General features: G+C 71.7%; 9 protein-coding genes. 6 read left to right on the forward strand and 3 right to left on the reverse strand.

Going from position 1 to position 11,876, the window contains the following annotated elements:
- The first annotated feature begins 81 nt into the window (after positions 1–81).
- Both AB3M81_RS11760 and AB3M81_RS11765 read left to right on the forward strand, forming a co-directional pair.
- Positions 82–792, forward strand: coding sequence for an HAD family hydrolase (locus AB3M81_RS11760; protein WP_412904100.1), 711 nt, complete (start codon positions 82–84; stop codon positions 790–792).
- On the forward strand, positions 789–3,293 hold the full coding sequence (locus AB3M81_RS11765; RefSeq protein WP_412904101.1) for a glycoside hydrolase family 65 protein: 2,505 nt from the start codon (positions 789–791) through the stop codon (positions 3,291–3,293). Before AB3M81_RS11760 ends, AB3M81_RS11765 begins: the two co-directional genes overlap by 4 nt.
- A 6-nt stretch (positions 3,294–3,299) precedes the next feature.
- On the opposite strand, the gene AB3M81_RS11770 is transcribed toward AB3M81_RS11765, so the two are convergent.
- Positions 3,300–4,910: a bifunctional phosphatase PAP2/diacylglycerol kinase family protein gene (locus AB3M81_RS11770; protein ID WP_412904102.1), complete on the reverse strand. Its 1,611-nt coding sequence runs from the start codon at positions 4,908–4,910 to the stop codon at positions 3,300–3,302.
- A gap of 95 nt (positions 4,911–5,005) precedes the next feature.
- Here AB3M81_RS11770 and serS point away from each other — a divergent pair, with 95 nt between their 5' ends.
- The 4 genes from serS (at position 5,006) to AB3M81_RS11790 (ending at position 9,907) form a co-directional block, all read left to right on the forward strand.
- Positions 5,006–6,289, forward strand: a complete 1,284-nt coding sequence (gene serS, locus AB3M81_RS11775) for a serine--tRNA ligase (protein ID WP_412904103.1) — start codon at positions 5,006–5,008, stop codon at positions 6,287–6,289.
- On the forward strand, positions 6,290–7,072 hold the full coding sequence (locus AB3M81_RS11780; protein ID WP_412904104.1) for an HAD family hydrolase: 783 nt from the start codon (positions 6,290–6,292) through the stop codon (positions 7,070–7,072).
- Positions 7,073–7,440: 368 nt separating this feature from the next.
- Positions 7,441–9,411: an acetate--CoA ligase gene (acs, locus tag AB3M81_RS11785; protein ID WP_412904105.1), complete on the forward strand. Its 1,971-nt coding sequence runs from the start codon at positions 7,441–7,443 to the stop codon at positions 9,409–9,411.
- 70 nt (positions 9,412–9,481) lie between these two features.
- Positions 9,482–9,907 carry a phage holin family protein gene (locus tag AB3M81_RS11790; protein WP_412904106.1) on the forward strand — a complete coding sequence of 142 codons (426 nt, stop codon included), beginning with the start codon at positions 9,482–9,484 and terminating at the stop codon, positions 9,905–9,907.
- Here AB3M81_RS11790 and AB3M81_RS11795 read toward each other — a convergent pair.
- Together AB3M81_RS11795 and AB3M81_RS11800 are read right to left on the reverse strand one after the other, a co-directional pair.
- On the reverse strand, positions 9,888–10,709 hold the full coding sequence (locus tag AB3M81_RS11795) for a hypothetical protein (RefSeq protein WP_412904107.1): 822 nt from the start codon (positions 10,707–10,709) through the stop codon (positions 9,888–9,890). The genes AB3M81_RS11790 and AB3M81_RS11795 overlap by 20 nt on opposite strands.
- Positions 10,709–11,875, reverse strand: a complete 1,167-nt coding sequence (locus tag AB3M81_RS11800; RefSeq protein ID WP_412904108.1) for a MarP family serine protease — start codon at positions 11,873–11,875, stop codon at positions 10,709–10,711. The genes AB3M81_RS11795 and AB3M81_RS11800 overlap by 1 nt, the downstream gene beginning before the upstream one ends.
- Position 11,876: the final 1 nt, after the last annotated feature.

Raw genomic sequence — 11,876 nt, forward strand, 5'->3', positions numbered from 1 at the left:
GGGCCGCGATTTCGTCACGTCCGTCACATCCACCGTCCGGGCTCTGCGCCCGCGCAGGGCCGAGCCCCTACGCTTGAAGGCGTGGACTGGAGCGACTACGACGCGGCGCTGTTCGATCTCGACGGGGTGATCACCCCGACCGCCGAGGTGCACCAGCGGGCCTGGGGCCGGATGTTCACCGACTTCCTGCAGGACCACCCCGACGTGGACCCGTACACCGACGACGACTACTTCGCGTACGTCGACGGCAAGCCCCGCTACGAGGGCGTCCGGTCGTTCCTGGAGTCCCGGGGCATCGAGCTGCCGTACGGCGACCCGTCCGACGACCCGTCCGGCCAGACGGTCTGCGCCCTGGGCAACCGCAAGAACGACTACTTCTCCGAGGTGCTGCGCACCGACGGCGTCGAGGCGTACCCCGGCTCGGTGCGGCTGCTCGACGCGCTCGAGGAGCGCGGCGTCCGCACGGCCCTCGTCTCCAGCTCGCGCAACGCCAGGCTGGTCCTCGAGGCCGCCGGCGTGACCGAGCGGTTCGAGGTCGTCATCGACGGCGAGGTCGCCGCCGCCGACGGCATCGCCGGCAAGCCCGAGCCCGACACGTACACCGCCGCCGCCGAGCGGCTCGGCGTGCCCACCACACGCTCCGTCGTCCTGGAGGACGCCGTCTCGGGAGTGCAGGCCGGCGCGGCCGGCGACTTCGGCCTCGTGGTCGGCGTCGACCGCGGCGCCGGGCGGCAGTCGCTGCTCGACAACGGGGCCGACCTCGTCGTCGCTGACCTGGCGGAGCTGCTGTGAGCTGGCACGAGGCGCCGCTCGAGGAGGACTTCCTCGACCGCACGCGCTGGCCCGTCGACGAGTGGCGCCTGGTCGAGGCGTATCCCGACCAGGCCGAGCTGGGCGTCAGCGAGACCCTGTTCTCGGTCGCCAACGGCTACCTGGGCATGCGCGGCAACGTCACCGAGGGCCGCGACTCGCACACCCACGGCACCTTCATCAACGGCTTCCACGAGACGTGGCCCATCCACCACGCCGAGGAGGCGTTCGGCTTCGCGCGCGTCGGCCAGACGATCGTCAACGCGCCCGACGCGAAGGTCATCCGGCTCTACGTCGACGACGAGCCGCTGCTGCTGAGCGTCGCCGACCTGCTCCAGTACGAGCGCTCCATCGACTTCCGCGAGGGCGTCCTCGAGCGCGAGATCATCTGGCGCACCCCGTCCAACAAGCGCGTGCACGTCGTCGCCCGCCGCATGGTCTCGTTCACCGAGCGCCACCTCGCGGTCCTGGAGTTCGAGGTCACGATGCTCGACGACCCGGCGCCGATCGCGATCTCCTCGCAGATCCTCAACCGCCAGGACGGCGAGGACGAGTACCACGTCCGCTCCAAGGCGATGGGCGAGGGACACGACCCGCGCAAGTCCGACGGCTTCGACCGTCGCGTGCTCGAGCCCAAGTACAACTGGGGCGACGTCGACCAGGGCCGCGTCGCGCTGGGCTACCGCTGCATCGACAGCGGCATGACGCTCGCGGTCGCGGCGCACCACGAGCTCGAGACCGAGAACCAGTACACGCAGCGCGTCCGGGTCGAGGACGACCTCGCCAAGATGACGTACCGGATCGCGGCCCAGCCGGGCAAGACGATTCGGCTGACCAAGCTGGTCTCGTACCACACGTCGCGCGGCGTCCCTGTGCGCGAGCTGCTCGACCGCTGCCTGCGCACGCTCGACCGCGCCGTCGAGTGCGGCACCGAGCAGCTGCACGCCGACCAGCGCGACTGGCTCGAGGCGTTCTGGACCCGCTCGGACGTGCAGGTCCCGGGCCATCCGGCGGTCCAGCAGGCGATCCGGTGGAACCTGTTCCAGGTCGCCCAGGCCAGTGCACGGGCCGAGGGCGCGGGCATCCCCGCGAAGGGCCTGACCGGCTCGGGCTACAGCGGCCACTACTTCTGGGACACCGAGGTCTACGTCCTGCCGTTCCTGACGTACACGAACCCCAGTCACGCCCGGAACGCCCTGCGGTTCCGGCACAGCCTGCTCGAGGCGGCCCGCCGTCGCGCTCGCGAGATGTCGCAGTCGGGCGCGCTGTTCCCGTGGCGCACGATCAACGGCGAGGAGGCCTCGGCCTTCTTCGCCGCGGGCACCGCGCAGTACCACATCGACGCCGACATCTCGTACGCGATCACGCAGTACTACCTCGCCACGAACGACGAGGACTTCATGATCCGCCAGGGCATCGACGTCCTCGTCGAGACGGCGCGGATGTGGCTCGACCTGGGCTTCTGGCGCGACGAGGAGGTGGGCACGTTCCACATCCACGGCGTGACGGGACCCGACGAGTACACGACCGTCGTGAACGACAACCTGTTCACGAACGTCATGGCGCGGTTCAACCTGCGCGCGGCGGCGCTGGCGGTGAAGGAGCTCGCCGAGCGCGACGGGCCGTCCTACGACCAGATGGTCACCCGCCTGGCCCTCGACGACCGCGAGGTCGCCGACTGGGAGCGCGCCGCGCGTGACATGGCGATCCCGTACGACGAGGCGCTCGGCGTGCATCCGCAGGACCAGCACTTCCTCGAGCGCGAGGTGTGGGACCTCGACCACACGCCGCAGGACAAGCGCCCGCTGCTGCTGAACTACCACCCGCTGGTGATCTACCGCTTCCAGGTCATCAAGCAGGCCGACGTCGTGCTGGCGCTCTACCTGCAGGGCAAGCACTTCACGGCCGAGCAGAAGCGCGCCAACTTCGAGTACTACGACCCGATCACCACGGGCGACTCGACGCTGTCCGCCGTCGTGCAGTCGATCATCGCCGCCGAGGTCGGCTACCGCGAGCTCGCGTTCCGGTACTTCCTCGGGGCGCTGTTCGTCGACCTGGCCGACCGCCACAACAACGCCACCGACGGCGTCCACGTCGCCTCCACGGGCGGCGTGTGGAGCGCCCTCGTGGGTGGCTTCGGCGGGTTCCGCGACCACCAGGGCGAGTTCACGATCGACCCGCGGCTGCCCGAGCAGTGGGACGAGCTGATCTACCGCGTCACGATCCAGGGCACGCGCGTGCGCGTCACGGTGCGCCGTGACGAGCTCGAGCTGGTCGTGGAGGAGCAGCGCCCCAACGGCCGCGGCGAGATCGTCGACCCCGAGATCGCGGTGCGCGGCAAGGTCATCACGCTCGCGCCGGGCGACCCGGTCGTCGTCGCGCTCGACGGCCAGGGGCCGGTCATCACCGGCACGCCGCCGCCGGTCGCGGGCCGCCGCCGGGCGGACGGCACGATCATCACGGCCATCGTGCCCGGGCGCTGACGCCGCTCAGATCACGGGCGCGAGCAGCGCGGGCACCCGCACCAGCACGACGCCGGGGTGGACCTCGGCGAGGATCTCCTGACCCTCGCCGGCCGGGTCGCCGTCGAGCTGCATCGGCACGGGCTTCTCGGCCCGCACGTGGACGCGCTGGCCGGTCAGGCGGGTCAGGCGCTTGTCGTTGCCCTTCCGGCGCGTGATGATGCGCGCCACGATCGACAGCCAGCCGATGAACCGCTTGGGCGCCACCACGACGACGTCGAGCATGCCGTCGTCGAGCTGCGCGTCGGGCAGCAGCGGGATGCCGGCCTGCAGGAAGCCGACGTTGCCCACGACCACGGTGCGCGCCTTGAACCACTGGGGCTCCTGGTCGTCGACCGTGATCTTGACCTTGGTGCGCGGGAACGTGATCGCCTTGACGCCCGAGACGAAGTAGGCGAGGTAGCCGACGCGCTTCTTGAGGTCCTCGTTGACGCCGGTCATGATCATCGCGTCCATGCCCAGGCCGGCCATGACGAGGAACGAGGTCGGCTCGCACGAGTCGGTGCTGAACGTCGCGAGGTCGATCGCGCGGTCCTGGCCGCCGAAGACGACGTCGAGGGCGTCGCGGGTGTTCACCGGGATGTCGAGGTTGCGGGCGAGCAGGTTGCCCGTGCCGTGCGGCAGCACGCCGACGGCGACGCCCGAGCGGGCCGCCGTCTCGCACACCGCCCGGACGGTGCCGTCGCCGCCGGCGGCGATCACCAGGTCGACGTCGGCCTCGAGCGCGGCGCGCGTCTGGCCGTGGCCGGGGTCCTCGATCGTGGTCTCGTACCAGCGCGGCTCGTCCCAGCCGTGGGCGCCGGCGACCTGGCGGACCTTGGCCTTGAACTCCTCGATGTCGCCGACCTTGACCGGGTTGAGCACGACGGCGGCACGGCGCCGGCCCGAGCCGGTCAGGACGGCCAGCTCGGACGGCAGGCGACCGCGGCCGCGCACGAGGAAGTGCCACAGCAGCAGGGGGAGCAGGCTGCCGAAGACGAGGCCCGCGGTGACGTCGCTGAGGTAGTGCACGCCGAGGAACACGCGGTCGGCGGCGATCACGAGCGCCAGCACGGACCACACCGCGATCAGCAGGCGGCGGCGTAGTCCGCGGCCCGTGAGGACGATCGTCAGCAGCAGCAGGACCGTGAACAGCAGGCCCGCGCCGGCCGAGTGACCGCTGGGGAAGGACCAGCCGCCGATCTCGTGCAGCGGGAACTCCCACACGGGCCGGTCGCGCTGCACGATCCACTTCAGCAGCGCGTTGCCGGCCAGCACGAGCACGCCGCTCGCCACGACCCACAGGGCCAGCAGCCGCTCGGAGCGCCACCACAGCAGTCCGGCCAGGACGACCAGCAGCCCGCCCACGGCCCAGTTGCTGAAGACGACGGCGATGACGTCGAGGACGTCGACGAGCCACGCGCGCGGCTCGCTGAACTCGTAGGCCCGCTCGGCCACGGCCCCGTCGAGGTCCATGAGGGGCTGCCAGGACGTCGCGACCATGACGGCCAGGGCGATCAGCACGATCGTCTGGATGGTCAGCGTCACGGGGGTGAGGAGCGGCCGGTCGCCGTCGGCACGGCGCAGGTCGATCGTCACAGTGGTCCTCTCGGTCGGGTGCCCGCCTAGCGTATCCGCGCCGTCTCGACTGCGCCGTCACGGAAGGCCCGGACCGTCCTCGCTAGGCTGGCGGCGTGATCGATCCCCGACTGTTGCGTGATGAGCCCGACCTGCTGCGTGCCGCCCAGGAGCGTCGCGGAGAGTCTCCGCAGCTGATCGACGACCTGGTCGCCGCCGACGAGGCCCGTCGCGCCGCGATCGTGCGCTTCGAGGCCGTGCGCGCCGAGCAGAAGCAGCTCGGCAAGCAGATTCCGAAGGCGCAGGGCGACGAGAAGCAGGCGCTGCTCAACCGCACCAAGGAGCTCAGCGCCGAGGTCAAGGCCGCCGAGGCCGCGCAGGCCGAGAGCGCGCGGGCGTTCGAGGAGCTGCTCAAGTCGCTGCCCAACCCGACGGTCGACGCCCCGCCCGGCGGCGAGGACGACTTCGTGGTCCTCGAGGAGATCGGGACGCCGCGTGACTTCGCGGCCGAGGGCTTCGAGCCGCGCGACCACCTCGAGCTCGGCGAGCTGCTCGGCGCGATCGACGTCGAGCGCGGCGCCAAGGTGAGCGGCTCGCGCTTCTACTACCTGACCGGCGTGGGCGCCCAGCTCGAGCTGGCGCTCGTGCAGCTGGCGATGTCGACCGCCGCCGAGTGGGGCTTCACGCCCATGATCCCGCCGGCGCTGGTCAAGCCCCAGGCGATGGAGGGCACCGGCTTCCTGGGCCAGGCCGCCGACGACGTCTACCGCCTCGAGAAGGACGACCTCTACCTCGTGGGCACCTCCGAGGTGCCGCTCGCGGCCTACCACGGTGGCGAGATCCTCCCGGCCGAGTCGCTGCCGCGCCGCTACGCCGCGTTCAGCCCGTGCTTCCGGCGCGAGGCCGGCTCGTACGGCAAGGACACCCGCGGCATCTTCCGCGTCCACTGGTTCGACAAGGTCGAGATGTTCGTCTACACGACGCCCGACCAGGCCGCAGCCGAGCACGAGCGCCTGCTGGGCTGGGAGAAGGCCTGGCTGGAGAAGCTCGAGCTGCCGTTCCGCGTCATCGACGTCGCGGCCGGCGACCTGGGCCTGTCCGCCGTCCGCAAGTTCGACTGCGAGGCGTGGATCCCCACGCAGGGCAAGTACCGCGAGCTGTCCTCGGCCTCGAACTGCACCGAGTTCCAGGCGCGCCGCCTCGACACGCGCACGCGCGCGGCGGGCGAGGACGGCACGCAGCACGTCGCCACCCTCAACGGCACCCTGTGCGCCATGACGCGCACGATCGTGGCGCTGCTCGAGAACGGCCAGCAGGCCGACGGCTCCGTGCGGCTGCCGGCGGCGCTGCACCCGTACCTGGGCGAGGTCCTCGCGCCCCTGCAGACCGGAGGTCGCTGAGTGACCTGGCGTCCGCGACTGGTCGCCCTCGACGTCGACGGCACGATCGTCGACCACCGCAACGAGCTGAGCCCGGCCGTCAAGGAGGCGGTGCTCGCCGTCCGCGACCGGGGCATCCCCGTCGTCATCGCGACGGGCCGCGCCGTGCCGGGCGTGTACGACGTGCTGGACAAGCTGGGCTTCCGTGAGGGCCTGGGCGTCGCCAGCAACGGCTCGGTGGTGTTCGAGGTCGACCCCTTCGAGATCGTCCACACCGAGACGTTCGACGCCCGTGAGGCCGTTCGCCGCGTCCTGGAGCGCGTGCCCGAGGCCCTCGTCGCGGTCGAGGAGGTCGGCGTCGGCTACCGGGTCAACCGGGCGTTCCCGCACGGCGAGATCACGGGCGAGATCGTCCTCGACGAGGTCGAGCGCATGGTGTCGCAGCCCGTCACGCGTGTGGTCGTGCGCGCCCCCGACCACGACCGCGACGAGTTCTCCGCGATGGTCGAGGACCTCGGCCTCGACGGCACGAACTACTACATCGGCTACACGGCCTGGCTCGACCTCGCGCCGGACGGCGTCTCGAAGGCCTCGGGCCTCGACGAGGTCTGCCGCCGCATGGGCCTGACGGCGCGCGACGTGCTGGCGGTCGGCGACGGCCACAACGACCTCGAGATGCTCGAGTGGGCCGGCCGCGGCGTCGCGATGGGGCACGGGCCGGACGAGCTCAAGGCGGTGGCGGACGACGTCACCGGCTCGGTGGACGAGGACGGCCTCGCCGAGGAGCTGCGCCGCTGGCTGTGACGGTTTCCCCGGTTAAGTAGGTTCTCCCTCACTCAACGTGGGTTGCGATCCTCGCGAAGTGACAGGAATCCACGCTCAGTGGCCCGCGACCGCCAAGCACACCGGCCTCGAGTCCGGGAGGCGGCCTGGAGGCTGCGGGACCCGGTCCGGGAGGACTGAGCGCGGTTCTCCCTCACTTCGCGAGGATCGCAACCCACGCGAAGTGACAGGAAACCCGCTTAACCGGGGAAACGGTCACCAGCCGCCGCTCGTCGCAGCGCGCGGGCCGCTCGTCGGTGTGCGCTGGCGCACACCCCTGCTGTTGGGGCACCGTGGAGCGAGACACAATGGTGATCCGCGCCACACCCCACCCGCCCAGGAGGCCACCCGTGACCCAGACCGGCATCGACAACCTCGCCCACGAGGACCGCGTCTTCGAGCCGCCGGCGGAGCTCGCCGCCCACGCCAACGTCACGGCCGAGGCCTACGACCGCGCCGCCAACGATCGCCTGGGCTTCTGGGCCGAGCAGGCGAACCGCCTCGCGTGGGACACGCCGTTCACCGAGGTCCTCGACTGGAGCAACCCGCCCTTCGCGAAGTGGTTCGTCGGCGGCAGGCTCAACGTCGCGTACAACTGCGTCGACCGCCACGTCGAGAACGGGCTCGGCGACAAGGTCGCGTTCCACTTCGTCGGCGAGCCCGGCGACACCCGCGACATCACGTACGCGCAGCTCAAGGACGAGGTCAGCAAGGCCGCCAACGCGATCACCGAGCTCGGCATCGAGGCCGGCGACCGCGTCGCGATCTACCTGCCGATGATCCCGGAGGCCGTCATCGCGATGCTCGCCTGCGCGCGCCTGGGCGCCCCGCACACCGTGGTGTTCGGTGGCTTCAGCTCCGACGCGCTCGCCAGCCGCGTCGAGGACTGCGAGGCCAAGCTCGTCATCACGGCCGACGGCGGCTACCGGCGTGGCGCGCCCTCGGCCCTCAAGCCGGCGGTCGACGAGGCGCTCGACAAGCTCGGCGACGCCAGCCCCGTGAACCACGTGCTGGTCGTGCGCCGCACCGAGCAGGAGACGGCGATCACCGAGGGCCGCGACGTGTGGTGGCACGACGTCGTCGGCTCCGCATCGCCCGAGCACACGCCCGAGGCGTTCGACGCCGAGCACCCGCTCTACGTCATGTACACGTCCGGCACGACGGGCAAGCCCAAGGGCATCCTGCACACCTCGGGCGGCTACCTGACGCAGAGCGCGTACACGTTCCACGCGGTCTTCGACCACAAGCGCGACACCGACGTCTACTGGTGCACGGCGGACATCGGCTGGGTCACCGGCCACTCGTACATCGTCTACGGGCCGACCGCCGAGGGCGCCACGCAGGTGCTCTACGAGGGCACGCCGGACACGCCGCACAAGGGCCGCTGGTGGGAGATCATCCAGGACAAGAAGGTCACGCTGTTCTACACGGCGCCGACCGCGATCCGGACCTTCATGAAGTGGGGTCGCGAGATCCCCGCCGAGTACGACCTGTCGACGCTGCGCATCCTCGGCTCCGTCGGCGAGTCCATCAACCCCGAGGCCTACGTCTGGTACCGCTCCGAGATCGGCGGCGACCGCACGCCGGTCGTCGACACGTGGTGGCAGACCGAGACCGGCGCGCACATGCTCAGCCCCCTGCCGGGCGTCACGCACGCGAAGCCGGGCTCGGCCATGGGCCCGCTGCCGGGCATCAGCGCCGAGGTCGTCGACGACGCGGGCAACCCGGTCGGCAACGGCGAGGGCGGCTACCTCGTGCTGACCGAGCCGTGGCCGTCGATGCTGCGCACGATCTGGGGTGACGACCAGCGCTTCAAGGACACGTACTGGTCGCGCTTCCCGAACGTGTACTTCGCCGGCGACGGCGCCAAGAAGGACGCCGACGGCGCCATCTGGCTGCTGGGCCGCGTCGACGACGTCATGAACGTCTCGGGCCACCGCCTCTCGACCACCGAGATCGAGTCCGCGCTGGTCTCGCACCCGACCGTCGCCGAGGCGGCCGTCGTGGGCGCGACGGACGAGACGACGGGCCAGGCGGTCGTGGCGTTCGTGATCCTGCGCGAGTCGGCGGGCGAGTCCACCGACGAGCACATCACGACGCTGCGCAACCACGTCGCCAAGGAGATCGGCCCCATCGCGAAGCCGCGGCAGATCATGGTCGTGCCCGAGCTGCCCAAGACCCGCTCGGGCAAGATCATGCGCCGCCTGCTGCGCGACGTGGCCGAGAACCGCGAGGTCGGCGACGCCACCACGCTGGCCGACTCGTCGGTGATGGACCTCATCACGGCGGGCCTGAAGAAGCCGTCCGCGAACGACGACTGAGAGGCTCCACATCCGGGCGGGGCGACGATCACGGGAGGTCGCCGCGCCCGGATGTGGGTACGCTCACCTCATGAGCACGCCTGCGGACGAACCCACGATCGGACGACTCGTCGCGGATGTGACGCGCGACCTGTCCTCGATCGTCCAGCACGAGATCGCCCTGGCCAAGTCCGAGCTGCGCATCAGCGTCAAGGCGGGAGGCATCGGTGCCGCGCTGGTCGCGGCGGCCGCCTTCCTGCTCCTGCTGGTGCTCATCCTGGCCTCCGTCACGATCGCGTACTTCCTCACGATGACGGGTCTGCACCCCGCGTGGGCGTTCCTGATCGTGACGGCGTTCTACCTGCTCCTCGCGGTCGTGCTGCTGCTCGTCGCGTGGGGCCGGTTCAAGAAGATCCGGGCCCCCGAGAAGACGATCGGCGCCGCCAAGCAGATCCCGTCGGCGCTCAAGCCCGGCGCTCCCGCCCCGGGGTCGCGGGTCAAGCCCGTCGCGCGCTGACCAGCGCGAGCGCTCCGGCGCCGACCGCCACGACCGCCCCGGCGAGCGCCACCCACAGCAGCGTGGGGTCCAGCGACGAGACGATCCGGTCGGTCAGCACGTCGTGGAGCTCGCGGCCGTAGGCCGTCGCCTCGGCCTCCCGCTCGACGACGCGCGGCACGACCAGCCGGCCGATGAGCCACCACGTGGCGGCCGCGATGACCGCGGACAGACCCAGCTCGGCGACCATCCGCCACCGCCGCCGCGCCAGCAGGACGGCCAGCAGTCCGGCGACGCCGGCCACGGCGAGCGAGCCGACCGCAGCCGACTCGGCGCGGGACAGGTACCGGACGAACGGGGCGGGATCGTCCTCGCTCACCACGACGGGCAGCGAGCGCGGGGCCGGCAGGTCGACGGGCAGCACGGCCGTGACCTCGTTGATCGCCACGCCCACGACCGGCGCGATGTCGACACGGACGTCCGCGGGCGGGGGATCGGAGAACAGCCGCTCGTGCGTGCGCCGCGTGGTCTCGCGCCACGCCTCGTCCCAGTCCGGCGACGAGGTGAGCGCGAGGACCGCCCTGCGCATCGCCGAGGCCGCCTGGTCGTGCAGGACGGCGGGGACCCGCGGCTGGTCGGCGAAGGCCTCGCCGGCGAGCGAGGCCGCGGTCTGCTGCACCTCCCGGTCGTCACCCAGCCGGGACGACATCTCGACGAAGCCGTCCTCGTCCTGGACGTGCGTCGCGGCCCAGCCGGTCCCGATCGCCGCCGTCAGGGCGAGGGTCGCGACGAGCCACGCGAGCGTGGCGAGGATCTGGCGCATCAGGCGCACCTCCCAGTGGACACGGTGCGGTCGGCGGCGATGCCCTTCCGGGCGACCACGCGCGCCTCGGCGGCGGTCACGGCGTAGCCCGTCTGCGGGTCGGAGATCGAGGCCGCGAAGATCACGCCGATCACGCGGCCGCGCGGGGAGATGAGGGGTCCGCCCGAGTTGCCCGAGCGCACGAGCGACCGGATCGAGTACACGTCGCGCGTCACCCGGCCGTTGCCGTAGATGTCCGGCCCGCGCAGGTCCAGGCGGCTGCGGATGCGCGCCGCCCGCGCGTCGAAGGGCCCGTTCTCGGGGAAGCCCAGCACGACGGCCGGGTCGTCCTGCTCGGCCGTGGAGTCCCAGCGCAGCGGGGTGGCGTCCAGCCCCGGCACGTCCACGACGGCGAGGTCGAGGTTCTTGTCGAACCACACGGGCCGGGCACGCAGCCGGCGGTCGCCGATCGTCACGGTCGGCTCCTCGACACCGGCGATGACGTGCGCGTTGGTCATGACGCGATCGCGGGCGATCACGAAGCCCGACCCCTCGATGGTGCGCCGGCACTCGGCCGCGCCGAGCATCCGCACGACGCTGTCGCGGGCGGCCCGGACACCGGGCTTGCGCAGCGTGCCGGCGTCCGGCGGGGCGGTGTCGCGGATGACCTCGCCCTGGAACGGGTCGAGGTACTGCGGGAAGACGTCGATCGTGAGCGTGTCGGTGAACGAGCGCAGCGCGTCCCCGGCACGCGCCGGCATGATCGCGTCGACGCGCGCCAGGACGGCCGAGCCGCGGACCGCCGTGCTGATGTGCGGCAGCGTCGAGGCGCTCACGGCGTAGCCCAGCGCCCACGACGAGGCCATCACGACGGCCGTGCCGAACGCGGCGCCCAGGACGGCGTCGACCTGGCGGGCGGGCCCGCGCCGGATCCGCGCCGCGCGGCCGATGAGCGTGCCGAGGAAGTTGCCGACGCCCGCGCACATGAACACGAACACGATCGACAGCACGGCCGACGTCGCGCCGGGGTACTCGCCGTCGAAGACGCGCGGCGAGAGCGCGATGCCCGCCGCGAAGCCGAGCAGCAGGCCGCCGGCGGAGAAGACGTTGGAGACGAAGCCGTGGACCCACCCCGTGTACGCGTACACGACGATCGTCACGAGCAGGATCGCGTCGAGCCAGTTCATC

Origin of the sequence: Aeromicrobium jepli (assembly GCF_047246605.1) — a bacterium.
Lineage (GTDB): Bacteria > Actinomycetota > Actinomycetes > Propionibacteriales > Nocardioidaceae > Aeromicrobium.